Source organism: Bradyrhizobium sp. WSM471 (assembly GCF_000244915.1).
Taxonomy (GTDB): domain Bacteria; phylum Pseudomonadota; class Alphaproteobacteria; order Rhizobiales; family Xanthobacteraceae; genus Bradyrhizobium.
The window spans coordinates 755,640-782,234 of record NZ_CM001442.1; the positions used below are offsets into that span (position 1 = coordinate 755,640).

The window sequence follows — 26,595 nt, forward strand, 5'->3', positions numbered from 1 at the left end:
GAGTTCACGCAAAACACTACGGCTTGATCTTTATCTCCGAAGCATCAAAATAGTAATAGGCGCTTGGTCGGGCGTCGACAAGTCGAAGGGCTACTTCGCCCCGGCGATGATCCACGCCGCCCTGACCGGGCGTCGGGTGCTGGTCTCGACCTTCAACAATTTCCTCAAGCGCCAGATCGCGACCGACGACGGGCCGCAGACAGCCGATGCGGTGGCGCCCTACACCGGTCTGCGCCGCCCGACGCTGGCGATGCGTCATCCCTACCGCGAGTTCGCGAGCCCGATCCGCGCCCGCAACCTCGCCGCCGCCATCCGCGCCGAAGGCTGCGACAGCGCGGAGAAGTCCGCCGCGGCCCTGGTCGCGTCCGGCCGAAGATCCTGTTTGGCCAGCCGCATGAGGGCGGCGAGGTCGAGCAGGATTCGATATTGCTGCTTGGGACGCTTAGTCGATCTGAATGAGGTCGCGATATCGCTCCCGGAGGTCATCGTCGGTCTTGTGCCACGAGAATGTTGCCACGACCTTGCCGAGCAATTGCCAATCGCCTTCACCACCAAGACTTTCGCCGGGCACAAATCTTCGGATAGTCGATCGGAAGTAGCTTTTATCTTGGAGGGCAAACAACCCGCCGGGGCTTGTATCTCGCTTCGAGCTATCCACGAACACGCGATCGCCTGATTTCCAAACGCCGAAGTCGCGATCAAGAACGATGACGACGACGTCGTCTGGCTTCGAGCCGATCATTTTGGACAAGATGCCGGTCGGCAGTTCCCAAGCACTCTCCGAATTGAGGTCGTAGACCCGTTCGCCCGCCGTCGCAGGGGCGCTTTCTTTGGCCGTAGCCTGTTCAAATGCTGTATGGACCAGGGCACCTCCCGGAGGATCAAACGGCGTCGCGATGGTTTGGCAAATCTCGGCTAGTTCCTTGAGGTCGCTTGTATCTCGCCGCTTGCTCCAGATCTGATCCACTTGATCGCCTAGACCCGACGGAAGACTTCCGTGAAGCAACCACGGGAGTTTGATTCCATAGCCAAAACAGTAGGCTTCGGCCACGCGCTCAGACATGGCGTTTATTGCGTTCTCATGAGTACTAACCATTCGATAGGTTAGGCCGGTGTATTCCGTCGCCGAGCCAACTGTGAAAAGCCCCCGCACTCTTCGCGCAAAGCGCAGCCTCTCGGCGATCGCCTCGCGTCGCCTTTCCCGAGCCGTTTCATCCTCACTCTTCGCGCGATTGAGTTTGACCCGGGCTAACCGCTCGCTATCGGTCTCGCCCCTCGTGGCTCTGAAAATAAAAGCCTGCACATCCGTCGCGAAGGCCGAGGCATACTTCTGGGCGTCATTCTCACTCATGGCGCGCCGTCCGCTCTCGTGACCGCGGAGGGTATCGGTCGACCAGCCAAACCTTAAAGCTGCGGCAGCAGCTGATGTGAAACCGGCTGCCAGGCGAGCTCGTTTCAAGTTTAGCGCTGCAACTGGATCGCCAAATCTGTCATTCCTTCGGGGCATTTGATCCTTTCGATTCGCGCCAAATTTACCATACCCGTAAGAGTCCTCATTGCTACTATTGAACCGGCGCGAGGTCCGGTCCATTTATGGTTCAGGTCAGAGCACGGTTTCCTCGCGTCTCTACGAAGCCAGTTTGTTCAACAACCCGAAAGGAAGCGATCGAATGCACTTGCTCCCATCCACAAGTCCTAAAGTCGCCGACGGCCAGATGATGATGTGCTCCGACGGGCGCTCCCTGACTAATAAGCCGCCGGTCAGCGATCCCAATCCGAAAGCTGCGCCGTTGAGCAACGACGTCAACGCCATCAAGTTTGCCTAGCGCCCGGCGGAAATACGAGGCTGCAGCTTGGCGGCCTAGAGTACTGACTTCTCTGCGATTGGCGAGGCGCGGAGATGCTCATTCTTGTCATCGCCAAATCAAAACCCGTCGGAGCGTGCTCCGACGGGCTCGTGAAGGAGCCGGGGACAGTGTCGAGCTGGGACCCGAGCTCACGACAACAGGAGCTAAACTAACATGACTTCCGACTATTCGTCCATTGGGTTCTCCATTCCCATCGCTGCTGTGCGTCCCGTGCCGATCGCGGTCAATTCCCCGATCGCTGGATCATCGGCTCCCAACCGCGCGCGCGTTTCTGCGGCCGTCATCGCCGCCGAACTTACGCGCCTCACCGGAGTGCTCGATGCGGAAGTCGAGAAGTGGGGCAAGGTGCCAGCCGCGCGGGCCAACCCTGCCCTGCCGTTCGTCACCATGATTGCGCAGAAGGCCGAAATCCCGAGATGGACGATCTCTACCGGGGCCGGCCGTCATCGTGAAGTTCTGATGGACTATGTCCGTCGCCACGGTCTGATCGTGTGTGACGAAGGCGGGAAGGGGCGCACCTTCGAAAGGTCCGACGCTATGCACGAACGAGTGAAGCGCTATCTCGCCGATCGTGAACGGAGCGGCCTCGGTATCCCGACGATCGCCGGGAAGCCGAACATGCGCGCGATTGCGCGTGGCGCGGGGATCGGGGTGAAGACTCTCATCCATAAGCGCCATCGTAGCCGTGCCCTCGTCTTCGATGAACTGAAGCGTTTGGGCACGGGTCCCGAGCGGGCACCAGGAGCGCTCACTTTGGGCAATATTCTGAAGCTGTTGGAGGCAGCATAACATGTTGGAAGTTTTCAATATTGGCCGGGCAAGCCGGTCCCAGTTCATGCACGCCGTGCGCCGCGCGGCAAAGTTGGATCCGGCGGGCCGCGGCCTTGATACGCCTGCGATTGAAGGTCTCGAGCACGCGTTCCGTACTGAGGCTGATCCGAGCGTTCGCAGTAGGATTGGCAACCTTCTTCGTGGGGCGAAAGTGTTTGTCGCCATCGACTTCATCCCTGACGATTTCGGGGAGGCAATTCTGCACGGTTGCGAAAGACAGGGTATTTCGCTCTCGCAACTGGCCCGAGATTGCGATGCGGCGCCTGCTACGGTCGCCGATTGGGTGAAAGGCGCGATGCCGGACCGGTTCGTTTCGTACCGGTTGATGAGATTGGTCGAGAAGCGATTGAAATTTCCTGAAGGAACGCTCCGTAAGCGGCTGCGGTTCAATTTCATCGGCGGGGGCACAATTCCCAATAGCTATTGGCCCGCCGAGGTGCCGACGGACGAAGAGACGAAGGCCGAGGTAACGGCAAGGTTGCCGGAGGATATCCTCACACGAGGGACGGAGAAGATCCATGACCTCATCCGTAGCGCTTACGCCGCCTACCGCGAACTGCGTGCGCGGCATGTCGATGAACATCATGCTACGTTGATCCAGAGCCCGTATCGTCACAAATCGAAGAACTGGGGCCGCCTTCTCGTCGATGACGTCGCCGAGCTGTTTTCCTTTCATCGTGACGATGAGGAGAGCAGCTATGAAGGTCCGGATGACGGAAGCTACTGGTCTATCGGTTATTGCGAGAGGGTGGCTTGTCAGGTCGAACAGGCATTTGGCGCCATCATGCAGGTGCGCCGCGACGGCTTCGCGCCGGAACACATGACGATCGGACTGTTCGTCGTACCCCTCTTGATCTGGGACAGTGTGCAATTTGTGCGGCAACGTCGACCCGACAAGAAGCACATCCCCGACGACATCAACATGCTGGTCCTCGCGAAAGACATGGTGAAGTCGGGCGGTTATCTCGATCAGCATGATGACTACTTCGATCGATTGCCTCCTGCTGCAATTGTTCTGTTGGAGCAGTGGTTTCCAAACGAGGTGGGCGATTGGCACGCATTGTGTGCCGCTGTCGCGTGCAAATATAAGGAGCTGATCCTGAAGATCGAGAAGAAGTTGAAGAAGAAGGGACGCTCTCTTTCAAGGCCTAAGAAGAAATTGCTGCCGGTGTTGCGCACCGACGCATACGACTTCGTACACGTCACCACCATGACTGCGCGAAAACAACTGGACGAAACCGGCGGCGGGCGTGCACGGGCCTACGCTGTTCGTAAGTTCATCAGACAACAGTTTGGGTATCAGGTGCCGCACCGCTCGCGCACAAAGCGCGGACTGACCTGGCGGCCGGACAATACTGGATCTGTCCGTCGCGTTGACGGGAAATGGGAGGTCCATAACCACCGTGACGACTTCAAAAATGGCCGCGATAGCGACTTTTTCCAGGACGACGAATGGGCAGTTGTCGAATTGGAGGACGCGGCCGGTCTGTATGCTGCATTGGACGAGTACACGCGTCCGGGGGGCTCTCGCGACTTCATTCTGAATGGGCGCGAGTCTGACAGCTTCTTCGCCGTGAACAGCAACAAGCAGCGCATGGACGCGATCGGCTTTCACCAGATGACGGTCCGCGACTCGCGAACCATCCTGCGCGAGCATCACGATGGACCTTATTGCGACGTGTGGACCTACGGTCCCCATGCCGACCGAAAGACGGTCTACAATGCTATCAAGCGGGAGAAGGGCAATAAGGTCGCGGCTGATGCGTTGGTAATCACCGAGAAGGTCGCCGATCGTCACTACAACTTCGCGAACGTGCGGGAGCGCCTTCAAACTGCTCCGAAGGAGCACCGCAATCAGCTTAAGAGACGCGGTCGCTTGAACTGATCAGGCGGACTGCAATTGGCAAAGGTACCCTCGGCGCGCATCGGCAACGGTGCGCGCCGATAACGTTTTAGTTGCTTTGCATACCACTGGTGCGAAGGAAGATCGTCATGATCTGGTTCGGCATCCTCGCGAACAGCCTCCCGATGAAGCTTCTACCTAGGCGTTTCTAGAAGGGGCAACTCATGGAAGAGGCTGGTAGATGCAGTTGGTTGGTTAATGTGCAACGGAAAAGTCCGCAGGAAATCGAGTTGTAACGGCTGCGATTCGTCCTCGCACCCGCTTAGCCAACGGACCAATCGGCATCCTCAGCCGGAAAACTGCATTCCTCGCTCGCCGACGTCGTCCTTCTGACATCCCCGCACTACTTCTGCCTACCGCCCGGTGAAGCAACGCTTTCAGCCGAAACGTTCTTACCGTCCGCAACGAAGAATTAACCAATCGCTTCAGAAGTGATTGCAAACCGGCGTGAGGTCCGGTCTATATCCATTCGAGGGAGTGGATATCTCGCTCATTAGGAGAAGCCGAGATGAAAGGGATGCCTGCCTTTATGCCGCCAATGCTGTTCGAGACCACCCCGAAGCAGGTCACTCCTTACCTCCAGAACTTTGCCTCGCTCATCGGCGCCGGCCAGCTCACGCGCGAGTCCGGACAGGAGCAAACGCCCACCTCGGACAGTAACAATCCACTCACCTCCGAAAGGAAACCAAAATGCCCACCAACGTCATCGCCTTCTCGACTGGCCAGCCCGTCGCCGACGTCGCAGACATCGGCGACGCACCGACCACCAACGACGTCCCCGCCAGCACGGCGGCCGATACCAATGCGTCGGAAGCGACGACCGAGACGACGCCAATCATCTATCCCTGCGTTCCGGTCGACGTCTATCTCCCCTGCAAGGCAGAGCTGGGCCTTACGGAGTTCGTGCTCGTCCCGGTCCGTCCTATCGAGAACGCCGATCCGACCAATTACGTCTTGAACATCGCGCAAGCCATGCTGGAGACCCCGGGTCGCCCCGTGTTCGGATATCGTATCCAGACGAGCGCGCTGTACGTCGCCGCCCAGTTCTACGCCATGTTCGAGACCGACACCGGGCTGGTGGACCTAACGCCCAATACCCAAGGCGAGAGTTACAAGGTGTTCGTCCCTGACCGAGACGTGCCTCCGGACTTCGACTACCTCGACCGCCCCGTCACCCGTCGATTCCGCACCTTCGAGGCGCCGACCCGGCGGCAGCGCGTCGCCGCCGAGATTGCCGCCATGGATCCGCGGCGCCTCGCCTCCGAGCGGCGGCGGGCTGCCGATCAGGGATTGGCGCTGGAGGACGTGCTGTCGCTTACTCTGCCTTTGCACGCGCTTGAGACCAGACTCGATCTGTTTTTCGAGTGCTGCGAGGAGCTCGAAGCGTTGACCATGGCTGCACTCGACGGCCGGGAGGCGGTCGACGTGAACCACTTCTCGTTTCTGCACCGTCGCAGGGCGTCGTTGGAGGCCATGCTCGACGAGGCTTACGCGCAGCATAAGGCCAGGACCACGAAGTCTGTTCGAAAGCGCGGGCGGTAGGCCGACCATGATCTCTGCCGCCATGCGGGAGAGCGAGCTTCGACTGGGTACTCGCAGTTCTAGTCGTCACCACCACCAGCAAGAAAGGCAGCTACCATGAACGTCCACGTCAACAACCCCATGCACACCGTCGTCTCACTCCTGAGCGAGGGCAAGACGATCGCGGCCATTAAGGTGTTCCGTGATGCATTCGAAACCGGACTCAAGGAAGCGAAGGAGGCGGTCGAAGCACTGATCGACGTCCTGGGGCAGCCCGGCGCCCGGCCGACCGAGTACCTCGTGATCAGCCGGCACGAGGAGGAAAGCGACTACGAAGTGGTGCGCACTTACGGAAAGGGCTCGGCGATGCATGACGCCAACAGCATCGTCGGCGTAAGGGAGGAGGTGATCGTCGCTGCCGTGGTCGCGCAGTCCGTCTTCACTCGCGCAATGAAGGAAGTCGCGTAGACGAAGACACGCCGCTGCCCACAAGCGATCATCCAATCATTCTGAGCGCACTCACGGTCGGCGCAGTGGCCGGACGAATTGCTGTAGATCGATCAGCCGCTGCGACTTTCTCTATGCGGGCGAGCCGCTGCAAAGGGGCTTTGTCCTCGGTCGGCGGCATCATCTTGTCGCCGAGGTTCATTCTCCACTTCGTCGTACTTCTCCATGCCGCTGTGACCGATACCCCGGCTGCATTGAACGGTCCGCGCCCTCCGATGCGGAGGAGCGTCGTGGCCGATACGAAAGCCGACCAGAGACTGTTCTGTCAATCTGTTACGTGTTACGGAACCTGATGTAGATGAGTACGATTGGATAGAGTTCGCGAGGCCATGAATGACCTCGAATCGCGCGGAATTGCACCGTCGGTGCGCGAGGTAAGAAAGCTCATCGGGGCGTCTCGATGACGGACGTGGGCGCAGCGATCCGCAAGGTGAGGGTAGAGCGCGATGCCCTCAACACGGTTCGGACCGACCTGCCGCAGGTACTCCAGGACAAGACGTCGATCCTCAGCCTCGATTATTGGAAGGCGGCGCAGGAACTGTCCAACCGGGCGGTCGAGGACGTTCGCCAGGATGCCGGGGCGCGTATCGCGGCGGCGGAGAGCCAGGCCAGAGAGATGCTGTACGAGGTCGACGACGCCGAGCGTCGGCTCGTCGACCTGACGAAGAGCCTCGAGGATGCGGACCGGGTGCGCACCGACTTCGAGCAAGCACAAAAGCAGGCCGCCGTCCGCGCGGATAAGGTGAGGTGCGCGTGGCCGCGCTCGAAGCCGAAATGAAGGTCGCGCGATCATGCGAGGAGCAGGAGCTGGAGAGGGCGAACGCAAGCCTTGAGCGTATGACCGCCGCGCTGACTGGCGCGCCAAAGGAGAAGTCGTCGGTGCCGAAGCACCCGCGCAACGGTGCGGACAAGTCAGAGACCGTGGCCGAGTAAAGGTCACGCGGTGTATCAGGCATGAAGAAGCCCGCTGCTTGCGGGCTTTTTTCGGTTTAAAGGCTTGGCCGGCCCTTGGTCATTCGGGAAGACGACTGCGAAAGACGACGCACCACGCGGTCGAGACCGGCCGTCAAAGTGGCGAGTTCTCTTCTACGCGACCTTGACCGAGTTCGTACCGGTATTGTCGCGATCACCATGGGAGTCACCCGCATCGTCGATGTTTCTGCCTTCAGTATTGAAGACAGGATGCCGGCCCGACTGGCACATATCAGAATCGCCTAGTAGTGGGGCCATCCGGACGGGGCACCGCCGACGGAATTCACTGTTAAAATAGCCGTTCGCCCCACATCAGCGCCAAGTGCGGTCGATTGAATTTGCGATCCATGCCCAATCAACCGGATTGGGTCATGTCCCCGGTGGTGGTGTAGCTCGGTAGAGCAAAGCCGCCCGGACGCGCGCTCCCAAATCGCGCCGTAGCGGGCGGGCGGCTTTGCGGTGGTCACCGGCAGTTCTCCGGTAGGATCGGGTTGCGAGACGCCAAACAACCGAGGACCCACCGATGACCGACGACATGATGAACCTGCGCACGCTGGTAGAGAAGACCCTGACGCCGATCTGCTGCGCGAGATGATCGGCTTTGCGGCCCAGCGCCTGATGGAGCTGGAAGTCGAAGGCCAGACCGGGGCGGCCCATGGCGAGAAGAATCCCGAACGCCTGGCCCAGCGCAACGGCTATCGCGACCGGATCTGGGAGACCCGGGCCGGCGCGGTCGAACTGCGCATCCCCAAGCCGCGCAAGGGCTCTTACTTCCCAGGCTTTCTGTAGCCGCGGCGGATCACGGGTGGTCCGGCAGGCGGCTCCGCGAAGTCCAATAGCTCCACATGCCGCCACAGGATGCCCCCGTGGCTCAGGCAGCGGACGCCTTCATCGCTCAATTTTACGAAACGAGGCTCGGAATCTGGTGATAGTTCCTCAAAGCTCTTGCGTCGATTGAGCTTCAGTGGAATATTAGGTCCACAGGAGATCTGAAGATGGCAGAACAAGCTAGCGAGGCGCTGACCTCAAAAGACATAACGAATTTCTTGAGGCGCACCTCCGTCGCCATAGAACTCGATCAGCTTTATGTCGACGGATTGCCACCAGACAGCTTTCCTCCGGAATACGACGACGAAATGTGGCGCGACTGGCGAGCTAACCATCGCGAGTTTCTGAGGCGATTGATCTCGACTGCTGGCAAGCTTGCCCCGACCGAATTACGCGAATTGACGAGCGCCGCGATCGCCCACAAGCCGGAAGACATCGGGAAAGTTGTGCTGGAGCTCTTTGCCGAGCTTGCGGTGGAGCGCGATTCGAAGTCGGAGTTGGCCACCGCGGACAAGTTCTTCGAAGCGTTGATTCGCGTCTTGCACACCCGGCCAAGGCACAAGGATCGATTCCGAACCGCTCGATCGTCTCTCTTGAGATGGTTGACTGTGATTGACCCACTCTGCATTGCGAGGGACCCTGAATGTGGTTACGCGGTTCCAAGGCGGTGAGCGTGTTAGCTAACGTGCGAGCGTTCGAGGTAATGTTCTCGCGGCTAGCACAGGCGTACCTCAAAGCGCGAGCAGCATGAACTATTCAGTAAGGCAGTCGGCCGGTCGGCACTGCGTCCGGTCCAGTTGCACTGCTGATTGGCATGATCCTGGTCGGGCTGCTGGCTGTCGCGGTGCAGGTGCTCGTCGCATTCGCCGCAACGCTGGCGACGCCAGCCCAGCGCGGGCGCGCGATCGGCACCGCTACCAGCAGCGTGGTGTCGGGTATCCTTCTTGCGCGCTTCGTCGCCGGCACGCTGGCTGATATCGGCGGCTGGCGCCTCGTCTATCTAGTGTCCGCCGCGATGATGGTGGTCATGGCCACGCTCCTGGCGCGAGTCCTGCCCAGCCATCGAGCATATACAGGCGGGGAGGTGGGGAAGCAGTCGTACTCATGTTGCGCTCGACCGTGACGCTGTTCGTGGAAGAGCCGATCCTGAGGGAGCGCGCCACTTTCGCGCTGTTGATTTTCGCCAGTGTCAATGTGTTCTGGAACTCGATCGTGCTGCCGCTCGCGGCACCGCCATTTGCGCTGTCGCATACGTCAATCGGGTTGCTTGGGATCATCGGCGTCGCCGGCGCACTGGCGGCGCGCAATTCGGGCCGGCTCGCCGACCTCGGCTGGGCCAGCGGACCACCGGATTGTCACTGATGCTGATGCTCGCCGCCTGGGTCCCAATCGCCTTTCTCGACACCTCGCTGTGGTTCGTGGTCCTCGGCGTAATCATGATTGATCTTGCGGTACAGGCCGTGCATGTGACCAACCAGAGCTTAATTATCGCCACGCGTCCCGAGGCGGCGAGCCGCCTGATCGGCGGCTACATGGTGTTCTACTCGATCGGCAGCGCGCTTGGTGCCATCGGCTCGACCGCCGTCTACGCCAGGGCAGGCTGGATAGGCGTATGCTTCCTTGGCGCCGGCATCAGCTCGGTGGCGCTATTGTTCTGGGTTATAACGGTGAGCCGGGCGCCCGGCCAGCTCACGGAACGGTGTCGCCCAGGACGTCAGCAACGTTTCACGCAAAGTTTGGCGGCGCCACCCTTTGCGGGCGCGCGTGTCCGCGCAATGGACGGCGGGCGCTTGGTCGTAAGATCAACGAATGAGACCAAGGTTCGTGAACAGGTATCGGCGCAAACTCAATAGTTTCTCTGGTCCGGCTGAATGCCACCAGCGGAGCTATGCCCACCGGATGTGCGCATGGGCGCGGCTGCCATACGCCTGCCTCGATATCAGCTGCGGTATCTCTACCTTCACTTCGCAGGCTGCCGCGAAGAAATGTAGGCCTCCATATAGGCCGGTGTCGTGGCCTTTACGAGCTTGTCAAAACCAAGTTCGCGCGTGATATTGCCGTTCTGGTATAAGAAATCGGCCATCTCCTTGATCAATTTGACTTGGCCGGAGTATTTCTCACCAGGCTTCGGCTTCAAGGCGAGGACCGACCCTTCAAGAGCCTCGCTCATGTCCTTGAGGAGAACGTGCTTCTTCATGGTGAGGATTTTCAAGGCATCGGTCGGATCCATGCCAGCGTAACGAGCAAGGGCCTCGGCGCCGGCCTCGGGCTTTTCGTTAATCGCACGCAAACTCTCATCAAGCGCTGCAAGAAACATCTTCATGGTTTGCGGATTATCCGCCATCCATTGGCGGCGTCCCCAATAGATCGCCCCCTGCTCGTAACCGCTCGCACCGACGAAAGGTCCGAAGGGTTTCCCGCCGGCGCTCATCAACTTGACTCCCCAAGGCTCAAAAACGGAGATGCCGTCGACGTCCTTGTTGGTAAAGGCGGGCATCATGCTCGGTATGGCCATGTTCACGATCGTTACTTCCTTGAGTGGAATTTTTTCATCTTTCAAATATTTCAGTAAGGTCCAGTGCGCAGAGGTGCCGAAGATCGTAGCGATTTTCTTGCCCACCAGCTGACTGGCCGAAGTGATTTCCTCGGAAGGTTGCATAATCAACGATGTATTGCCTGTCTCGAGAAAGCAAAACAGGGAAATGTCCAATCCCTCGGAGACCCCCGCGATGAAGGGAGGCATTCCCCCAAAGGCGATATCGATGTCGCCCGACTTCATCGCCGCGAGTATGGGAGGGCCCGAGGTGAACTTCACAAAAATTGGCTTGAGGCCAGCCTTCTCAAACAGCTTTTCCTGTTGAGCATAGAAGAACTCGAAGAAAGCGGCCGGTTGCCAGCCAATCCGAATCTCGTTCGTTTGGGCATTGACCGCATTGATCAGGCTACAGAAGGCACAAAGAGTAACGAAACATACAAGAGCTAGGGATCTTTTCATTTGCATCACTGCCTTTTACGCAAGCATTTGCCGAGCCCACCTTGAGCGCAGCAAAAAGCTTCACCAGCCAATCGTTCAGAGACATTCAAGGTGTTTCTCTTATGGTCGTTCATCAGGTTCTTCGGTGTTATCGCTGCCTGCAATCATTTGCCGCTCCAATGCACGAAACGCCTTTCGAATGAAACAGAGATTCGGATTGCTTGCGTCTAATCGGCGCCCCATCTCCGATGGATCGCGAAGGGGCCGAAGATGTAACGTGCAGCACTTGTCGCAGGAGCAACCGGCATAGTGGGCAACAATCTTGCCCGACATCTCCTGGAGCGCGGGTGGTCAGTGTACGGGCTCGCACGCAGGCCAGGAATTGATATCCCCGGTATGTTGCCGATCGCCGCTGATCTATTGGATCCGGTGTCCCTTGGATCGGCGCTGCGCCATCTGCGTCCCACGCATGTTTTCTTCACCACGTGGCTTGGTCAGAAAACGGAGAGGGAGAATATCCTGATCAACTCTGCGATGGTGCGCAACTTGCTGGATGCATTGTCTTCTGCCGCGTCGGTCAGGCACGTCGCACTCGTAACTGGCCTCCAGCACTATCTCGGGCCGTTCGAATCCTATGGTCAAAGCAGCTTGATCGCCACGCCGTTTCGAGAGGACCAGCCGCGGCTCGATGCCGAGAATTTCTACTATGCCCAGGAAGATGAGGTGTTCGCGGCGGCGAAACGAGACGGCTTCAGCTGGAGCATTCACCGGCCACATACGATCATAGGCTATGCCCTCGGGAATGCCATGAACATGGGCACAACGCTCGCTGCGTATGCTACGATCTGCCGCGAAATCGGACGGCCTTTTCTGTTTCCTGGCTCTGCAATTCAGTGGAACGCACTAACCGATATGACGGACGCCAGACTGCTGGCCAGACATCTGAATGGGCGGCCATGACAGATGCTGCCCGCAATCAGGCCTTCAATGTTGTCAACGGGGACGTATTCCGTTGGAAGTGGATGTGGGGACGCTTGGCGGGTTGGTTCGGACTGCAGCCAGCAGCGTTTCCGAACGAGCGCAATCCGCTTGAGCGACAGATGAGCGACGCCCGCCCGATCTGGTCCGACATCGCCCGGAAGCATCATTTGGCAGAACCGGATCTCAACCGGCTTGCGTCTGCGTGGCACACCGATGGAGACCTCGGTCGGCCGATCGAGGTTGTAACCGACATGGGCAAGAGTCGTCGGCTGGGGTTCCTTGACTATCAGGCGACGGACGAGAGTTTCTTCGACCTGTTCACGACTCTGCGAGAGAAGCGAATCATACCGTGAGCGAGGCGGCTCGCTCGAGTGTGTTCGAACCGCAAACTCCGCTTTTGGGTCATGAACGACAGAACTCAAGGAGAGCATAATACATCCACTCATAGCGACCAGTCGAACCCGCCAGCCAAGCCACGATTCAAGCCACCCGCCGCAGAAGCAACAAGAGCCTTCCCGGCTGCGGAGCTAGGGCGCATTCATCGCCGATATCAACGAAGTCTCACCGATCTGCCGCTGGTTGGAGCGGATCGGGGTAGTGGTCGTGCCGCTGGACTTCCGCTGCGTCGCCGTATGTGCGGCCGCGTATTTCCAACGAGCGCTTCGATGTGGGGATCGTGCCAGCGTGAGCGGATGGAATGGCTTGATCTGCTGGTGCATCACCCTGTGTGGCTCTGGCTGGCGCCCCGCCGTAAGTGTTGATCATCGAAAGTAGTTTCAGGTTTTGCGTGAAGGAAGCGGCCACGATCGCCGCTCCTGACTCGGAACTAATTTTTTCAGGCCTACGATGCGCTAGTTAGCTACAACCTTCCTCTAAAAAAACGATGCTGTAGCCGCGCTGCCTTGCACACGCGCCGTGAACTCTATTCAGGATCGTGCTGTAACAATTTCACTTCTCCTTGGGTGCATGCCAATCATTAATGGCGCTTTAAGCGAGGCTCTGGGAGAAGGCGGCTATGGGAGGTCGGAAGCGAACAACTGTCAGCACCTTGCAAGAAGCCGTTTTGGCAGTCGCAACTATGGCCTTTATTTCTGGCCCGGCGACAGCAGAGGCGCCAGTCAAGCTGGGGATTTTGACAGACATGTCCTCGCTATATGCCGACAATGGTGGGGAAGGCTCGATCATAGCCGCCGAGATGGCTGTTGAGGACTCCGGGAACACGGTGCTCGGCCGTAGCATTCAAATTGTCGCCGCGGATCACCAGAACAAGGTTGACGTGGGTTCGGCGATCACGCGGAGGTGGCTGGAGAACGAAAACGTTGAAGTGATCGTCGATGTGCCAAATTCTGCGGTTGCGTTGGCGGTGCAGGGGATCACGCGCGAGAGAAAGAAGATCTTTCTGGCGACGGGAGCCGCGACATCCCGCCTGACTGGCGATGAATGCTCAAATGCAGGAATTCACTGGACCTACGACACGTACGCCTTGGCTCATGGAGCGACAAAAGCGATCTCACAGCTCGGTACTAAAACCTGGTTCTTTCTATCTGCGGACTATTCTCTCGGATCTCAGCTCGAGCTGGAGAGCCGCAAGGTGATTGAATCGACTGGCGGAAGGATTCTCGGTGCCGTCAAGCATCCTCTCGGTACAACGGACCTTTCGTCCTTTCTGCTGCAAGCGCAGGCGTCTAACGCAGACGTCATTGCGCTCGCAGATGCAGGTGGCGACTTCATAAACGCTGTAAAGCAAGCCCATGAGTTCGGCATATTGGGTTCGCAAAGACTTGCCGGGCTGATCGTCTTCATTGCAGACGTCCACAACCTCGGTCTGCAGAGCGCTCAAGGCCTTTTGTTGAGTTCGGCCTTCTATTGGGACATGACCGACGAGGCGCGGGCTTGGTCCAAGCGTTTCATCGCCCGCACACACAAGGTACCCACGATGATCCATGCTGGCACTTACGGTGCCGTGATGCACTTCCTAAAGGCTGCTGGCGCCGCAGGGACTCTGGACGGTCCCGCGGTTGCGGCGAAGATGCGTGAGATGCCGGTTAATGACCTAATGACAAAAGGCGGGAAAATCCGGCGAGATGGTCGGCTCGTGCGAGACATGTATTTGTTTCAGGTAAAATCGCCCGAAGAATCCAAATACGCGTTCGACTATTACAAACTCCTGGCCACCATTCCGAAAGAAGAGGCATTCCGCCCAATGGACGAGGGAGGATGCCCGTTGGTACAAAATTGATTTGAAGACACTCGTTGGGAAGATCGAGCGTGTCATTTCGGGCGAGACTGTGATTCTCAAAACGGGTGTGCTGTGCTGCGGCGTATCATCAGTGATATCCTTGAGGTCGCACCGTCTACTCCAAAACGTCTCAATGCTGCGGCGCAAGCTGAACTGATGCCGTATTCCACAGTTGTGGTCAGCTTCCAAGCACTTCACTGAACGGGCTGCATCTGGCAATTGAAATCGTTTCAGTTCCAGCCCAACTCAGCAGGCATCAAAACGAACCGTCGTGGTGAATGAACTTCCAGCTCCGAGATAAGATTAGCTGCAGACGGCGCTGGAAGCTTCGATGCTTGCCCTGATGGTCGGCGGCTAGCTCGAGCCAACGAAGACACGAAACACTCTACATGCGATACGATCAACTTCTCTTCGAACCTGCTTCACGGGCGCACCATCTACCCATCTACAAAACTTCAGGAAGCGAACATGACGAAGGTCTTGGTTCTCTACTATTCGGCGTATGGACACATCGAAACTCTGGCGAACGCTGTCGCCGACGGGGCACGCGAGGCGGGAGTCACGGTAGACATCAAGCGCGTCCCAGAATTGGTGTCGCCCAACCTTGCAAAGGCGTCGAATTACAAGCTCGATCAGGCTGCGCCTGTAGCGAATATCGAGGATCTGGCGGAATATGACGCGATCGTCGTCGGCACTGGCACCCGCTTTGGCCGCATGACGTCGCAGATGGCGAGTTTTCTCGACCAAGCGGGCGGTCTCTGGGCTCGAGGTGCGCTCCACGGAAAGGTTGGCGGCGCTTTCACCTCGACCGCAACCCAGCATGGGGGGCAGGAGACCACTTTGTTCTCCATCATCACCAACCTGTTGCACTTCGGAATGACGGTTGTCGGCCTGAATTATGGGTTTGTGGGTCAGACTAAGCTCGACGAAGTCACTGGTGGTTCACCTTACGGCGCTAGTACAATCGCTGGTGGGGACGGCAGCCGAAAGCCGTCTCAAAACGAGCTCTCCGGCGCACGTTATCAAGGACGTGCGATAGCGGAGATCACGATGAAGCTGCATGCCTCGTGTGAGACGGCCAGCGTACGAGTTGGTGCACTGGCGCTCACCCTCCCGGCAGCGCGCCGACCGGCTAATTTGCTCACTGAAGCCGGCGACAGATCGGACGGACCCTCGAGTGCGCCCGGCGTGCTGTAGCAGGCGGCCAAATAAAGTATGTCATCAACCGACCTGTGGATGGACTATGCCAGTCTTGCTCCTGCCGCTCTGTATCGCTCTTGTTGCCAACATTGCTGTGGCACAGGTGAAAACTGAAGACAGAAGCCCGAGAGACTCCACGTACAGTACTGGACGGACTGTGCTGCCGGACAACAAGGGGCAGCTGCAGCCGCAGGGATGGACCGGGCCAAACTCGACAGGTTCAGGCGGGGCGCCGGCTGCAAGTCCGCAGGGAGGGACACCGCCGGATATGCAGCCCGCACCTGGCGGCTCATCCAAGACCATTGTCGCTCCCTCGGCTCCTAATTGATCGGCTAAACCTTCCACCGCGTTGCTGGTGGCATTGTGTTTGCTTGATCAGCAATCGATAGTGGCCAAGCGAGGTCTGCGTCATGGCAGTTGGTGGTCGAATTGTCTCGTTCATCGTATCTTGCAAAGGTGAGATGACGAAAACGAGCGTCGTCGAATGCTGCGGCCGACGCGCGATACCCGGGGGGGCGCATCGAGAGTGGCCCATCCCCAATTCCGCATCTGAACGACCATCTTGTCACGGCGGCGCCCCGAAGCCTTCGGGTCAGCGTCTGGATTTCCATGATGTCGAGGCGACGGCACAACTTACCGAGGGGACAGGAACCGGGAGATTTGGCTCGGCCCTTAGGATGCCCAGCAAGAACCCTTTGGGCGGACATCGCGGGAATAATGGTGTAGCGGTCAGGGCGCGGAATATCCGTGTCCGTCGAAGGCCGGTTACCCTTACGAATTGCCAGCTGCTATGTCGGAGCGATAGTGATCAACCATCGAACTGGGGTACAAGAGCTGTCTTCCTTGACCGATCTGACCATGCCTCTCACCGTTGCGCGGCCGAAGGTGAGGGTGGCAACTAGTCCTCGATACTGGGCGTAGCGGCTACGTCGGGCCTCGAAAGGGTCATTGGTTTCGATCTGCTGGACGTGGTCCGCCAATCCGTTCATGAACGACAAGTCGTGATGATGTCTGCCGTACAATAAGAGCATACAGTTAACGAATGGCGGGGCCCCAGTGGATTGGTTGATTTAGAAGTAGCCTATTCTCTTCCCTCATCTGGAATTGGCTATTCAGTGTAGGGCCTTCGGATCGCTGCCCGTTCCGTGGCTTTTATCGGTGACCGAGAGTCCTGCACGCTCCCGCCCCAATAACCGCGGTGAACATTGTCAGGCGCTGTTGGGGGGGCAAAGCGGCGGTCCTGCGGTACGCATCGGGCGGGCGCCGTCTTGTTTGACACGCCGTAATTCGCCAAGCGTGTGACCTTAAGTCTAGCTTTAAGGTCATCAGGTGATGCGGATTGAGCTTTTGGGTGGGCTGGATCGTCGGCGGCGCTGGTCGCAGGATGACAAGGCGCGGATTGTCGAGGAGACATTGGCGCCGGGTGCAAAGGTGGTTGCGGTTGCGCGTCGCAACCGAGTAGCGGCCAGCCTGGTGTTTACCTGGCGTCGACAAGCGCGGACATCCCCGAGCAGGTCGTACCACCTTTTGCGCCGGTGCAGATTGCCGCCACGGAAGCGGAGGAGACTCCGAAGCTTTTACCTGCGGGTGATAGCCGAGGGCGGTCTGTGGTGGCTGCGCGTATTGGATTGATCGAGATCGAGCTTGGCAACCGGCGACGCATCCGAGTGGACGCGCACGTCGTTCCAGAAGCGCTGGCGCGTGCCCTCGAGGTGCTTGAGCGCCGATGATTACCATACCGGGTATTGTGCGGGTGTGGCTTGCGACCGGCCACACCGATAGGCGCCGCGGCTTCCCGAGCCTTGCGCGGCTGGTCCAAGAGAGTTTGAGGCGTGATCCGCATGCCGGTGATCTCTACGTTTTTAGGGGCCGCCGCGGCGACCTGATCAAGATCATCTGGCATGATGGCCAAGGCGCATGTCTGTTCACGAAACGGCTGGAGCGCGGCCGCTTTTGTGACCATCGCGGGCGGACGGCGCTGTGACGATCAGCCTTGCACAGCTATCCTATCTCCCTCTCCGGAATTGATTGGCGGATGCCGCAAGCAACCTGGTGGGAACTGGTATCGTCAGTTCAGTTCCTGACGTGCGACTAACTTGTGAACATTTCAATCCCCGAAACTAACCACTTTGAAAACCCGGGCGGCGGTTCGCCCGACACTTAACACGTGCAAGCCTTCGCCTAACGCCCTTTCGGTGTCGTGCCAGCGTTTGATCTCGCGCTTCGTTGTGCTGTACCGCGTCGTGACCGGCTTCTTGTTCGCAACCTTCTCGCATTCAGGCAATCAAATTGAGGGGAAGTCGGCGGTGACGCGAGTTGGGTCTCTAATCTTTGGTCTTGGCGCGCGTCGTGATAGACTTAGCCCGTCAGACCAGGAGAACAGCCATGACCGCCGAGTTCGATGAAGACCGCTTCAATATGGCTATCCGTAAATTTCTGAAGCATGTCGGGGTTACATCGCAGCGTGAAATTGAGAACCTCGTGCGTAGCGGGGCAGTGGAAGGTGGCGAGCTCAAACTACGAATGACCTTGTCCGCTGAGGGAACGCCGCTGAAACATGTAATTGAGGAAATAATCGCACTTTGACGATATTCCGGGCGTCCGTGATTGCCATTCGCTTGGCAGGCGCTGGCGCCAGGCTCTGAAGAGCAAAAGTCGAGCTGATTTGATTTATGTGCGCGATGGGTGGCTGATCACCGCGGCGGGTGTGACTGCGGGAACAGATTTGGGTTTGGCGCTGGTCGGGCAGCGGCATGGCGCGGAAACGACGCTCAAAGTCGCCAAGCGATTGGTCGCATCGCAGCAATCAGCAATGAGCTGGCGAAACTTTACTATGCTGGCGCTGGCTAATGGCAGCGTTCTGAACATCATAATCGAACAGCCATCTGCGGAATGCGGCGGAGTTTGCGACTTCTCGATCGCGTTGTTCAAGGTCTTCATATTTCGAATCAAAACGCAGTCCGTTTTTCCGTGCCTCGGCCTGAATGACGTCAGTCCGGACCCGGCGCATTGTTTCGTACTGCGGCAAGATGGCCGGCACCTCGGCCGGATCTCGTCCCTCGAGGAGCACCGCCAGAGCGATGCCGTCTTCGATCGCCTGGTTGCCGCCCTGCCCCAGATGCGGAAGCATGGCGTGGGCAGCGTCACCCAACAGCGCGAGCCGCCCGTTCGTCCACGACTGCAGCGGCTTGCGGTCATACAAGCCCCACCAAAAGCAGCTCTCCACCGCTTCGAGCAGTCTCGCGACAGGCGCGTCCCATCCGATGAAGGACGACGCAAGCTCGTCGCGGTCTCCGATTGCGGACCAGGATTCGGCCTTCGGGTCAGGGCTAGGGACGAAGCCGACGTAGTTTAGCAGCTGGCCTGCACGCACCGGAAATACAATGAAGTGCTTTCCGTCCCCCATCCAAACCTGATGGGCTGCCTCCGGCCATCCCGGAAGTTTGTCGCTGGCAATCAAACCGCGATAGGAGCGGACGCCTGAATATTCCGGTAGCGTCGGCTCAACCACATACTTCTGTAAGGCGGAATGTATGCCGTCGGCAGCGATCACGACGTCGGCTTCGACGGTTTCTCCATTCGCGAATTTCAGTCGCGCTGCGGCCGCGCTCTGCTCGAATCCGATGCAGCGATAGCCGGCTTGAATGGCTTCCCCAGGAATGCTTGCCGCGAGCACATTCAACAAATCGGCCCTGTGCATACCATACATTCCATTCCAGCCGCTGGAGTCGGTTGTGACGACAGAGCCGACCCTGGTGCCGTCGGCGCGGCAGTATTGTGATGCATCGCCGATCTTGGCACCGACTTTGGCCAGAGCCGGTCCCAGCCCCATTCGCTCGAGTTGCCGCAGCGCGTTGGGAAAGATCGACAGGCCGGCACCGATCTCGCCCAGCGCGTCGGTCTGCTCAAAAACCATGACGTCGATGCCCCTTTGACGCAGAGCGCATGCCGCGGAAAGACCGCCTATTCCTCCGCCGACGATGGCGGCCCGTAGCTCCATTTGAACCTCCCTGTTCTCGAGCCGCACTACCTTGGGATATTTTTTAAATCGACGATGCGGCTGATCTGCTGGATGCGCGTTCGCTGCCGTTCGATGGCCGCGGAAAACTCACCGGGCGTGCTGCCGAGAACTTGTGCGCCACTTGCCTCAATTCGAGAGCGGACCAAGGGATCGGCGGCCACCGCCTTCACGTCCGCAGAAATCCGGTCGCGCAACGCCGGCGGCAAGTCGCGCCAGCCGAACAGGCCTGCAAGACCCTCGATTTCCATTTCAGGAAACCCGGATTCAGCAACGGTCAGCACGTCGGGCAAGCTTGGTTGGCGTTCGGGACTTGTGACGGCCAGTATCCGCGCCTTGCCCGCAAGGACAGGAGCTCTCACCGACAGCAGGGCGTGGGAAAGAATTTGCACGCGTCCCTCGCCAAAATCCGCCTGCTGGGCCGAGGCATCCCGATAGGGGATGTAGATCTGCTTGAGCCCGTGCCGCGCCAGCATTGCCGCGAATACGAAATGCGGCAGGCTCGGACCCGAACTCCACGACAATTCACCGGGCTTCGCTCGGGCAAGGTCCGCCAGCTCCTGTAGCGAGCGCACTGGGAGGCGGTCGTGAACCGCGATAACCAGGATCGAACTAGCTGTCGAGGCGATCGGTACCATGTCCCGGGACGGATCGTAGGGAAGCGAGTCCTGCAATAGCGGGCTCACGGTGACCATCGAGGCGGTTCCATAGAGAAGGGTGTGATCGTCCCTGGCGTTTGCAAACGCGCCGCCTCCGACGACGGCATCGGCGCCGGGCCGGTTCTCGACGATGACCGGCTTGCCCCAGCGCCTGCTCAAACCGTCGGCATAGATACGCGCGCTTGCATCGTTGGCGGAGCCTGCGGCAAACGGGACAATGATCTTCACATTGCGCACTGGCCAGGCGTCGTCTCCATGACAGGTGGATACAGTCGCCCAGGTGGCCCCGGCAAGAAGCATCGCGACGCGGACGACATTTCGAAGGTCTCGCAACCTCATTGGCTTCTCCCGGTCAGCCTTGAAGGAGAATTTCGAAAAGTGTCTTCAAACACGATGCTGTCACGACTTGGATGGCACCGCGTTCGCGACTAAGCCGCTCCCAGTAGACCATGGCCGGGGGCACTGTACTGAAATTATGATGAAGTTTGGCTGAGATTCCGGCTCCCACGGAGCTCATCACCCTTCCGGAGCCGGGCCGCTTGTTTTTAGTCTACTGGCCCTTGCGCGGCGAAGCTGCAGTAAGTCGGCACCCATTTCTGAAACTCTGCAACCGCCGCGAGTCTCGCTGCAACCCGTGCGCTGAGCACACTTACTCAGTCAGAACAGAGTTATTGACGTCGAAGACGGATACGGAAAAGCTTGCTTCACCAATTCTCCAGCCGACACTTCTGCCAAGCCGTCAAGACCGGAGCACTTGCAGACGGCAAGGTAACATGATCATCAAGGTCGGGCGACGCGTTACACCTCGCCCGTGTGATCGGTACAATTAGCCGCGCAGTTCGAGAGCTTGTCCACCGCTGAGCGGAGGCACCTCGCGATCTAGGCCGGATAAAATCCATCACCGTATCCACAGACCTGCACAGGACGGAATCCTCGCCGCGACAGATCGTCGAAGGCCTGCTGGTATCCCGCACTATCTAGGCCGTGCCGTGCTTGCCATTCGCCCACCTGGTCCTCGTGCCAAATTGCAGCGTAGCGAGCAATCCCTGTGTCACTGTACCCGCTCACTGAAACCAGATGGAAACCTGCGGCGTTCTGCTCATTAAAGGCCTTCTGATACTCGCTCGCCGTTAGGCCGTGCCGACCCACCCATTCGAGGCCAGGGCGCCGTTCCCATATCGCCGCGAAACGCACGTCGAAATTGACCCGGAACCCGCAAACCGGGCACGGGCGCGAAACCGTCGACGGCCATCTGGTCAAAAGGCTGCTGGTATTGGCTGCGCGACATCCCGTGCCGCGCTTGCCGATCAGAGGATGCCCCCTGTTCCCATATGGCGGCATAACGGGGCTGGCCGCTTGCGATTTACTTCGCCGTCGCGGGCTGCCTGACCCGGATGGTGATCTTCTCCGACACAATGGGCGGCTCGAACGGATAGTGCTTGGCATCGCCCAACACGAGCTGAAGCGTGTGCGTCCCGGGCGGAAGTTCGAGCAGCGTTTCGGTTTGTCCCGCCCCGAAATGCAGATGCGACTTGTCCTGCAGGATCGGCTCCTTGGGATCGATGGGGTCGTTGACGTCGATCAGCAGATGATGGTGACCGGCGTTCTGATACTCGTCGCCGGCATGGGTCACTCCCATGTTGCGCAAGCCGAACCGGACCCAGAATCCGCCGCGGACCTTCTGTCCGTCATGCGGGGTGATGAAATAGAGCTTTGCGTCCTTGGGCGCTGCCTTGCCTTGCGAAAAGGCTATCCCTGGAAGCAATGCGAGCGCCGCCGCCAGCGCGACGCAACGAAGGACCTGCATCAAACCAACTCCTCCACTCAAGGACTGAGCGCCACGCGGAATCCGTGCGTGGGATAACGAACATTGGTGTCGTAGCCATCGCGGTTGGACGGCCGCACATATCGCGAATCGTTCTTCCAGGAGCCCGAGCGCAGGACATGAGCGCTGCAGTCCCCGCTGCTCCATGCCGAGCCGTCGGTGGGCGCGCCCTGATAGGTCTTGTGCCAGCAGTCCTCGACCCACTGATCGACGCCGCCGCCCATGTCGTGGAGCCCGAACGGATTCGGCCTGAAGCTGCCGACCTTCGCCGGTTGCTCGGCCGCGAGATCACCGCAATCCTTGCAACCGGCCATGCCCGGCTGCAGCTTGTCGCCCCACCAATATTTGGTCTGCGTTCCGCCCCGCGCGGCATATTCCCATTCGGCTTCGCTCGGAAGCCGATAAGTCTTCTTCGTCGCCTGAGCGAGATAGGCCGCATATTGCTGCGCGTCGGTCCAGCTCACATTGCTGACCGGCGCATCGTCCTTGCCGATGGCCGTGAAGCCGCACGCCTTTGCAGCGGCGCACTCGTTCCATTCTTGCACGGTCACCGGATATTTGCCGATCGAGAACGGCTTGACAGTCACCTGATGGACAGGACGTTCGGTCGGGTCATCGTTGCTTCCCATTGCAAAGCTGCCGCCGCGAATGGCGACCATCTCGGGTTCGCGGACGGGAACTGTCGATGGACTTGGCAGCGGAGCGGGCGAGGGAGGCGACGAAGCCGAGGAGGGAGAAGGCTGCGGCCTTTGCGCGACGCCCTCGCGCGGCGGCGGCTGCGGGCTTGGCGATGCGGCAGGAGAAGCGTTAGGAGAAGCGTTAGGAGAAGCGGCGGGCAGGGCGGCATGCTCGCTCACCTTGCCCGGCGCCTGCGTCAGCAGGTACCACAGCACGCCGGTCGCAATGACCAGCAGCGTGAGGCTCAGGAGGAAGATCAAGATATTCTCGCGCCGGCCCTTGGTCTTGCCGACTGCATCTGCATCCGGCAGCACGCGATAGACGCGCACGGGATCGGTGATGTTCTTGACCTTCCGGTCCCCGAGTGACTCGTAGCCGCACACCACCTTGTGCTTGATCTGCTCGTAGATCGCGCCCGAGATGTAGACCTGGCCTGGCTCGGCGATGCCCTCGATGCGTGAGGCGATGTTGACGCCGTCGCCGTAGATATCGTCCGACTCAACGATGACGTCGCCCAGATTGACGCCAATCCGGTACTCGATCCGCGTATCCTTCGGAAGCGAGGCGTTGCGCCCGATCAGGTTCTGCTGGATGACGATGCTGCATCGCACGGCCTCGACCGGACTGTCGAAAATCGCGATGAAGCCATCGCCCGTCGTCTTCACCAGGCTCCCATGGTGCTCAACGATGCTGGGCTGGATCAGATCCCGCTCGATCCGCTTGACGCGGACGTGCGTGCCCTCTTCGTCGGCCTGCATCAGGCGGCTGTAGGAAGCGATGTCACCGACAATGATCGCTGCCAGACGGCGAGGCCCCACGCCGTGTGAAGGGGGGTCACCGTTGTTCCCGGATCGGAAGTTGCGAATTTCGCCCATAGCGGACCCACAAAACTGGCGAACGCGACGCAGCATACGATCCCCAAAAGGATCGTACTCCTAAAAATATCACATCGATGAACGCAGACAATATCAAGCACTCGTCTGTATCGCGTTGCCGATCGAAATGCCATCCCAGATTACCTGCCGGCCGTCGGACGCGGTCTCGCCGCCGATGACTGTCTTGCGTACGTATTGGGCGCCGCGACGAGGGGGCGGCGTGAGAGCATGTCAGCGGCGCTGCCAGCAGCCGGTCCCAGAACATTCCGATAACCTTTCGGCATTGCATGGAATGCGCAGGTACTAGTTTCACTTTGAAGGAAGTCGTCCCAATACTAACCATACGGGCGAAGTCCTCAAGACGACGATGCTGCCTGGGGGCGGCCCTTCGGCTTGCCCGTGACGTTGAGCATGGGCTACGACCGGTGAAAGTTGAACACTTCGCGTCGTCAGTGAGACGGGACCAGTGTTCATCGTGACGATGACCGTTCGGCGTGAACTGAGCCGCAAGTTAAGCACAGCTAGAAGAACAATGCCAACCAGCGCAGCACGCCGATCTCCGCCTCATGATAAGGCTTCATCACTGCCCAGGAGCAGCAATGGTCACGGTCTCTTCCATGATCTTCGCTACGCTACCGTCTCGGACCACGATTGCGGTATATTAGCCGTGTAGGGGGTGGTCGCCGAGCTTGGCCTGCCACTCGCCGGCATTGAACACGAAGTTGCCGAAGGACCGCGACACGTTGCGCTCGACCGAGTAGTCGTGCAGGTCCAAGTTGACGACGTCCTGCAGATTACGCCGAATCGCTTCTCGGCCCACGAACATACCGCTTGGCGTCACTCTAATGGCGTCGTCGGTGAACGCTGCAGCCATGGCATCGACGTCTTTGCGATTGTATGCCGCGGCAAAATTCTTCTGCAGATCGGCATATTGATCGTCGGTAGCCTGCTGAGCGGCAGCACCATAGCAGGCCGACGTCAATAAGAATGCGGCAAGTACTATCGTACGCACCATCGAGTTCGCCTTCATCAGAACGTGCGGTCAGAACCACTCGCCCGGCATGTACTTGTCGGCAACAATAATGCTCACAGACACGAGCAAGCCGCCAAAACAGAATAGCGATACCGACAAGAACGTCTCGAAGTCAGCAATCGTCTCGACCGACGCCTTGGCAAAAATACGGGTAGCCAATGCCGCCATGTTGCCCTCCAATTTGTTCTGTCGCGGCTGAGCCAAACTCGCGCTCAGCCCATCACGGCGCGGAAGTCAGCGTCTATTTTACAGCATCAATCCGTAGCATCTCGTCAAGACGAGCCTGGCAGTACTCTTCATAGAGTGCGTTGATGATCGTCCACATGACGTGAGGTCCCCTATCCACCTGATGAAGGCTAGTGCCGTTCTGTTTCAGGATCGCTTCGTGGGACCTGCCATATGGTTTCGGGCTGACGGCCTTCGCGCATCTTGCAGCGCACAGATTTCGCGGACAAAGCGTGTCACAATCAAACTGCTACGGCGCGAAATCCTTACTTGCGTTAGTAATCCAAGCACTGTCGTGGCCGCCGGAGCCTGATGCAGCTTATCGCTGCTTCTTCAATGCGTCGGAGTGCCCGAGCTATGCGGTCACTTGGGCAGAAAACTTGAGGTGATCGGCTTGAAGGCTTCCTGCGCAAAAGTCCTGTAAAGCTCGCCGATCTTGGTCGCTTCAGCGAAGAACGTCTCTTGTGCAGACTTGGCGTATTCGGTTGTCAATTCCGTGAACTTGTCGGGAACCTTCACGGCTGCAAGCTTCTCGAAATAGGCCTTGCTGGCCTCGAACGACGATTTCGCGAAATCGGTCTGGGCGGTTGTAATAGCGGTAAGATGCTGCTGAATGTTGAAAAAATCGGTCATGTTTAAATGGTCCTTGGTCGATCAGTCCCGGAGGAGATCTCCGATCCAATTGATCACGGTGTCTTATGAAGGTGAGGGTGCCTAAAAAGCAAGCATAGTTGGTGCGCCGCAGCAATGACAGTTTGTAGACTGTAGTTTTACGGAGTTCACATTTGAAGATGGACGGCTTCGACTCACAGGCTGCCTCTAACGGCCTAATGGCCCTTCCGGTCGGCGTTTGAGGCTCCGCCGTTCTTGTGGGCTAGCTGCTTAAGAAGCAGGAGAATTGCGCGGCGCGTGCCGCGACTCTTGATCTCTTTGAACGCTTTGATCAGGCGAAGCGTGTCGCGATCGATCTTTGGGAATTCCATCGGCGCCCCGGCGAGCGAAGGCCACAGCAGGGAGATCCTGCTGCGGCCCCGCGCGGTCAAAAATCCGGGTGGAAAAGATCTAAGTGAAATATGGAGCCAGCCCCGGTGAACCGATCATACCGGGCCGTCGGGCAAGGGAAATATGATCTAAATCACAAACCGCATTAGTGATTAATCTGAACCATCCATGCTGAGGGAGAGCGCCGCCGAGGCTGGCTAGCTGGCGGGCTCTCACCCCGAGCACAAGGCCGCGTATGTCCCCCACGGCCCATCCCAAGCGACAAGCTACGCAGCCGCCGCTAACAAACTGTTGCGTTCATATTCGTCGGTCGCAATGGTGAACTCGCTGCGACCTTCGGCCGGAAGCCCGCTAGCTAACGCACCTGGCGGGCTTTCTTCCTATCTGAAACAGTCTGATGATCCATCAAGCATCGCGTGGATGAAGAGAAACGACAGACCCAAAGAATGGACCGAT

General features: G+C 58.9%; 28 protein-coding genes and 4 pseudogenes. 19 read left to right on the forward strand and 13 right to left on the reverse strand.

Annotated elements, in window-relative coordinates:
* Positions 1–16: 16 nt before the first annotated feature.
* A complete protein-coding gene (locus BRA471DRAFT_RS37810; protein ID WP_157233964.1) occupies positions 17–259 on the reverse strand; it encodes a hypothetical protein in 243 nt (80 codons plus the stop codon).
* 183 nt (positions 260–442) lie between these two features.
* Positions 443–1,351 carry a hypothetical protein gene (locus BRA471DRAFT_RS03590; RefSeq protein ID WP_007604706.1) on the reverse strand — a complete coding sequence of 303 codons (909 nt, stop codon included), beginning with the start codon at positions 1,349–1,351 and terminating at the stop codon, positions 443–445.
* A 319-nt stretch (positions 1,352–1,670) separates the two neighbouring features.
* Between BRA471DRAFT_RS03590 and BRA471DRAFT_RS37820 the strand changes: the two genes are divergently transcribed.
* The 5 genes from BRA471DRAFT_RS37820 to BRA471DRAFT_RS03610 all read left to right on the forward strand — a co-directional run bounded on the left by BRA471DRAFT_RS37820 (position 1,671) and on the right by BRA471DRAFT_RS03610 (position 6,591).
* Complete coding sequence (locus BRA471DRAFT_RS37820; protein ID WP_007604709.1) at positions 1,671–1,826, forward strand: hypothetical protein; 156 nt, start codon at positions 1,671–1,673, stop codon at positions 1,824–1,826.
* A 195-nt stretch (positions 1,827–2,021) separates the two neighbouring features.
* Positions 2,022–2,657, forward strand: coding sequence for a hypothetical protein (locus tag BRA471DRAFT_RS03595; protein WP_007604711.1), 636 nt, complete (start codon positions 2,022–2,024; stop codon positions 2,655–2,657).
* Position 2,658: 1 nt separating this feature from the next.
* Complete coding sequence (locus tag BRA471DRAFT_RS03600; RefSeq protein ID WP_007604712.1) at positions 2,659–4,584, forward strand: hypothetical protein; 1,926 nt, start codon at positions 2,659–2,661, stop codon at positions 4,582–4,584.
* Positions 4,585–5,292: 708 nt separating this feature from the next.
* Positions 5,293–6,144 carry a hypothetical protein gene (locus BRA471DRAFT_RS03605; RefSeq protein ID WP_007604713.1) on the forward strand — a complete coding sequence of 284 codons (852 nt, stop codon included), beginning with the start codon at positions 5,293–5,295 and terminating at the stop codon, positions 6,142–6,144.
* A gap of 96 nt (positions 6,145–6,240) precedes the next feature.
* Positions 6,241–6,591, forward strand: coding sequence for a Ribosomal protein L7/L12 (locus tag BRA471DRAFT_RS03610; RefSeq protein WP_007604714.1), 351 nt, complete (start codon positions 6,241–6,243; stop codon positions 6,589–6,591).
* 28 nt (positions 6,592–6,619) lie between these two features.
* Here BRA471DRAFT_RS03610 and BRA471DRAFT_RS37825 read toward each other — a convergent pair whose 3' ends face one another.
* The gene (locus BRA471DRAFT_RS37825) at positions 6,620–6,772 is read right to left on the reverse strand and encodes a hypothetical protein (protein ID WP_157233965.1); all 153 of its coding nucleotides are present in this window, start codon (positions 6,770–6,772) and stop codon (positions 6,620–6,622) included.
* 258 nt (positions 6,773–7,030) lie between these two features.
* Between BRA471DRAFT_RS37825 and BRA471DRAFT_RS03615 the strand changes: the two genes are divergently transcribed.
* From BRA471DRAFT_RS03615 to BRA471DRAFT_RS39280, 7 genes and pseudogenes are all read left to right on the forward strand, one after another.
* Entirely contained in the window at positions 7,031–7,408 is a 378-nt protein-coding gene (locus BRA471DRAFT_RS03615; RefSeq protein ID WP_007604715.1) for a DNA-binding protein, read from the forward strand.
* Positions 7,384–7,563 (forward strand): hypothetical protein, encoded by a 180-nt coding sequence (locus BRA471DRAFT_RS03620; protein ID WP_007604716.1) that lies wholly within the window; start codon positions 7,384–7,386, stop codon positions 7,561–7,563. Before BRA471DRAFT_RS03615 ends, BRA471DRAFT_RS03620 begins: the two co-directional genes overlap by 25 nt.
* A gap of 562 nt (positions 7,564–8,125) precedes the next feature.
* Positions 8,126–8,388, forward strand: a pseudogene (locus BRA471DRAFT_RS03625) (transposase); the annotation flags it as partial.
* 209 nt (positions 8,389–8,597) lie between these two features.
* Positions 8,598–9,101, forward strand: a complete 504-nt coding sequence (locus BRA471DRAFT_RS03630) for a hypothetical protein (protein WP_007604717.1) — start codon at positions 8,598–8,600, stop codon at positions 9,099–9,101.
* A gap of 143 nt (positions 9,102–9,244) precedes the next feature.
* Complete coding sequence (locus BRA471DRAFT_RS39270; protein ID WP_231171025.1) at positions 9,245–9,553, forward strand: MFS transporter; 309 nt, start codon at positions 9,245–9,247, stop codon at positions 9,551–9,553.
* On the forward strand, positions 9,535–9,792 hold the full coding sequence (locus tag BRA471DRAFT_RS39275) for a hypothetical protein (RefSeq protein ID WP_231171026.1): 258 nt from the start codon (positions 9,535–9,537) through the stop codon (positions 9,790–9,792). Before BRA471DRAFT_RS39270 ends, BRA471DRAFT_RS39275 begins: the two co-directional genes overlap by 19 nt.
* Positions 9,792–10,283, forward strand: coding sequence for a hypothetical protein (locus BRA471DRAFT_RS39280; RefSeq protein WP_231171027.1), 492 nt, complete (start codon positions 9,792–9,794; stop codon positions 10,281–10,283). The genes BRA471DRAFT_RS39275 and BRA471DRAFT_RS39280 overlap by 1 nt, the downstream gene beginning before the upstream one ends.
* A 107-nt stretch (positions 10,284–10,390) precedes the next feature.
* Here BRA471DRAFT_RS39280 and BRA471DRAFT_RS03640 read toward each other — a convergent pair whose 3' ends face one another.
* Complete coding sequence (locus tag BRA471DRAFT_RS03640) at positions 10,391–11,431, reverse strand: ABC transporter substrate-binding protein (RefSeq protein ID WP_007604718.1); 1,041 nt, start codon at positions 11,429–11,431, stop codon at positions 10,391–10,393.
* 279 nt (positions 11,432–11,710) lie between these two features.
* Here BRA471DRAFT_RS03640 and BRA471DRAFT_RS03645 point away from each other — a divergent pair.
* From BRA471DRAFT_RS03645 to BRA471DRAFT_RS39285, 7 genes and pseudogenes are all read left to right on the forward strand, one after another.
* Positions 11,711–12,738: pseudogene (locus tag BRA471DRAFT_RS03645) on the forward strand (SDR family oxidoreductase).
* A 725-nt stretch (positions 12,739–13,463) separates the two neighbouring features.
* Entirely contained in the window at positions 13,464–14,624 is a 1,161-nt protein-coding gene (locus BRA471DRAFT_RS03650) for an ABC transporter substrate-binding protein (RefSeq protein ID WP_157234116.1), read from the forward strand.
* Between the two features lie 468 nt (positions 14,625–15,092).
* Positions 15,093–15,686 (forward strand): annotated as a pseudogene (wrbA, locus tag BRA471DRAFT_RS03655) (NAD(P)H:quinone oxidoreductase); the annotation flags it as partial.
* A gap of 1,470 nt (positions 15,687–17,156) precedes the next feature.
* A complete protein-coding gene (locus tag BRA471DRAFT_RS40105) occupies positions 17,157–17,456 on the forward strand; it encodes a transposase (RefSeq protein WP_083843122.1) in 300 nt (99 codons plus the stop codon).
* Positions 17,457–17,550: 94 nt separating this feature from the next.
* Complete coding sequence (gene tnpB / locus BRA471DRAFT_RS03670) at positions 17,551–17,808, forward strand: IS66 family insertion sequence element accessory protein TnpB (protein WP_198287853.1); 258 nt, start codon at positions 17,551–17,553, stop codon at positions 17,806–17,808.
* Positions 17,809–18,209: 401 nt separating this feature from the next.
* Positions 18,210–18,410 (forward strand): DUF6494 family protein, encoded by a 201-nt coding sequence (locus tag BRA471DRAFT_RS03675; protein ID WP_007604722.1) that lies wholly within the window; start codon positions 18,210–18,212, stop codon positions 18,408–18,410.
* Between the two features lie 64 nt (positions 18,411–18,474).
* Positions 18,475–18,630 (forward strand): annotated as a pseudogene (locus BRA471DRAFT_RS39285) (AraC family transcriptional regulator); the annotation flags it as partial.
* Here the strand turns inward: BRA471DRAFT_RS39285 and BRA471DRAFT_RS03680 are convergent.
* The 9 genes from BRA471DRAFT_RS03680 to BRA471DRAFT_RS03710 form a co-directional block, all read right to left on the reverse strand.
* Positions 18,631–19,824, reverse strand: coding sequence for an FAD-dependent monooxygenase (locus BRA471DRAFT_RS03680; RefSeq protein ID WP_007604723.1), 1,194 nt, complete (start codon positions 19,822–19,824; stop codon positions 18,631–18,633).
* Between the two features lie 26 nt (positions 19,825–19,850).
* Entirely contained in the window at positions 19,851–20,840 is a 990-nt protein-coding gene (locus tag BRA471DRAFT_RS03685) for a tripartite tricarboxylate transporter substrate binding protein (protein ID WP_007604724.1), read from the reverse strand.
* Positions 20,841–21,380: 540 nt separating this feature from the next.
* Positions 21,381–21,695, reverse strand: coding sequence for a hypothetical protein (locus BRA471DRAFT_RS40110; protein WP_371258299.1), 315 nt, complete (start codon positions 21,693–21,695; stop codon positions 21,381–21,383).
* Positions 21,604–21,864, reverse strand: a complete 261-nt coding sequence (locus BRA471DRAFT_RS40115) for a hypothetical protein (protein ID WP_371258322.1) — start codon at positions 21,862–21,864, stop codon at positions 21,604–21,606. Before BRA471DRAFT_RS40115 ends, BRA471DRAFT_RS40110 begins: the two co-directional genes overlap by 92 nt.
* Positions 21,865–22,308 carry a DUF4399 domain-containing protein gene (locus BRA471DRAFT_RS03690; protein ID WP_035973510.1) on the reverse strand — a complete coding sequence of 148 codons (444 nt, stop codon included), beginning with the start codon at positions 22,306–22,308 and terminating at the stop codon, positions 21,865–21,867.
* Between the two features lie 17 nt (positions 22,309–22,325).
* A complete protein-coding gene (locus tag BRA471DRAFT_RS03695) occupies positions 22,326–23,879 on the reverse strand; it encodes an SUMF1/EgtB/PvdO family nonheme iron enzyme (RefSeq protein ID WP_007604725.1) in 1,554 nt (517 codons plus the stop codon).
* Between the two features lie 661 nt (positions 23,880–24,540).
* Positions 24,541–24,894: a nuclear transport factor 2 family protein gene (locus BRA471DRAFT_RS03700; RefSeq protein WP_007604726.1), complete on the reverse strand. Its 354-nt coding sequence runs from the start codon at positions 24,892–24,894 to the stop codon at positions 24,541–24,543.
* A 27-nt stretch (positions 24,895–24,921) separates the two neighbouring features.
* A complete protein-coding gene (locus BRA471DRAFT_RS38660; RefSeq protein WP_007604727.1) occupies positions 24,922–25,080 on the reverse strand; it encodes a hypothetical protein in 159 nt (52 codons plus the stop codon).
* A 420-nt stretch (positions 25,081–25,500) separates the two neighbouring features.
* On the reverse strand, positions 25,501–25,770 hold the full coding sequence (locus BRA471DRAFT_RS03710) for a phasin family protein (RefSeq protein WP_007604728.1): 270 nt from the start codon (positions 25,768–25,770) through the stop codon (positions 25,501–25,503).
* Positions 25,771–26,595 lie beyond the last annotated feature (825 nt).

Coding starts and splice junctions, on each gene's coding strand:
- BRA471DRAFT_RS37810 (WP_157233964.1), bottom strand. CDS start 259: ATGACGCATCGCCAGCGTCGGGCGGCGCAGACCGGTGTAGGGCGCCAC.
- BRA471DRAFT_RS03590 (WP_007604706.1), bottom strand. CDS start 1,351: ATGAGTGAGAATGACGCCCAGAAGTATGCCTCGGCCTTCGCGACGGAT.
- BRA471DRAFT_RS37820 (WP_007604709.1), top strand. CDS start 1,671: ATGCACTTGCTCCCATCCACAAGTCCTAAAGTCGCCGACGGCCAGATG.
- BRA471DRAFT_RS03595 (WP_007604711.1), top strand. CDS start 2,022: ATGACTTCCGACTATTCGTCCATTGGGTTCTCCATTCCCATCGCTGCT.
- BRA471DRAFT_RS03600 (WP_007604712.1), top strand. CDS start 2,659: ATGTTGGAAGTTTTCAATATTGGCCGGGCAAGCCGGTCCCAGTTCATG.
- BRA471DRAFT_RS03605 (WP_007604713.1), top strand. CDS start 5,293: ATGCCCACCAACGTCATCGCCTTCTCGACTGGCCAGCCCGTCGCCGAC.
- BRA471DRAFT_RS03610 (WP_007604714.1), top strand. CDS start 6,241: ATGAACGTCCACGTCAACAACCCCATGCACACCGTCGTCTCACTCCTG.
- BRA471DRAFT_RS37825 (WP_157233965.1), bottom strand. CDS start 6,772: ATGAACCTCGGCGACAAGATGATGCCGCCGACCGAGGACAAAGCCCCT.
- BRA471DRAFT_RS03615 (WP_007604715.1), top strand. CDS start 7,031: ATGACGGACGTGGGCGCAGCGATCCGCAAGGTGAGGGTAGAGCGCGAT.
- BRA471DRAFT_RS03630 (WP_007604717.1), top strand. CDS start 8,598: ATGGCAGAACAAGCTAGCGAGGCGCTGACCTCAAAAGACATAACGAAT.
- BRA471DRAFT_RS39270 (WP_231171025.1), top strand. CDS start 9,245: ATGATCCTGGTCGGGCTGCTGGCTGTCGCGGTGCAGGTGCTCGTCGCA.
- BRA471DRAFT_RS39275 (WP_231171026.1), top strand. CDS start 9,535: ATGTTGCGCTCGACCGTGACGCTGTTCGTGGAAGAGCCGATCCTGAGG.
- BRA471DRAFT_RS39280 (WP_231171027.1), top strand. CDS start 9,792: ATGCTGATGCTCGCCGCCTGGGTCCCAATCGCCTTTCTCGACACCTCG.
- BRA471DRAFT_RS03640 (WP_007604718.1), bottom strand. CDS start 11,431: ATGCAAATGAAAAGATCCCTAGCTCTTGTATGTTTCGTTACTCTTTGT.
- BRA471DRAFT_RS03650 (WP_157234116.1), top strand. CDS start 13,464: ATGGCCTTTATTTCTGGCCCGGCGACAGCAGAGGCGCCAGTCAAGCTG.
- BRA471DRAFT_RS40105 (WP_083843122.1), top strand. CDS start 17,157: ATGCGGATTGAGCTTTTGGGTGGGCTGGATCGTCGGCGGCGCTGGTCG.
- tnpB (WP_198287853.1), top strand. CDS start 17,551: ATGATTACCATACCGGGTATTGTGCGGGTGTGGCTTGCGACCGGCCAC.
- BRA471DRAFT_RS03675 (WP_007604722.1), top strand. CDS start 18,210: ATGACCGCCGAGTTCGATGAAGACCGCTTCAATATGGCTATCCGTAAA.
- BRA471DRAFT_RS03680 (WP_007604723.1), bottom strand. CDS start 19,824: ATGGAGCTACGGGCCGCCATCGTCGGCGGAGGAATAGGCGGTCTTTCC.
- BRA471DRAFT_RS03685 (WP_007604724.1), bottom strand. CDS start 20,840: ATGAGGTTGCGAGACCTTCGAAATGTCGTCCGCGTCGCGATGCTTCTT.
- BRA471DRAFT_RS03690 (WP_035973510.1), bottom strand. CDS start 22,308: ATGCAGGTCCTTCGTTGCGTCGCGCTGGCGGCGGCGCTCGCATTGCTT.
- BRA471DRAFT_RS03695 (WP_007604725.1), bottom strand. CDS start 23,879: ATGGGCGAAATTCGCAACTTCCGATCCGGGAACAACGGTGACCCCCCT.
- BRA471DRAFT_RS03700 (WP_007604726.1), bottom strand. CDS start 24,894: ATGGTGCGTACGATAGTACTTGCCGCATTCTTATTGACGTCGGCCTGC.
- BRA471DRAFT_RS38660 (WP_007604727.1), bottom strand. CDS start 25,080: ATGGCGGCATTGGCTACCCGTATTTTTGCCAAGGCGTCGGTCGAGACG.
- BRA471DRAFT_RS03710 (WP_007604728.1), bottom strand. CDS start 25,770: ATGACCGATTTTTTCAACATTCAGCAGCATCTTACCGCTATTACAACC.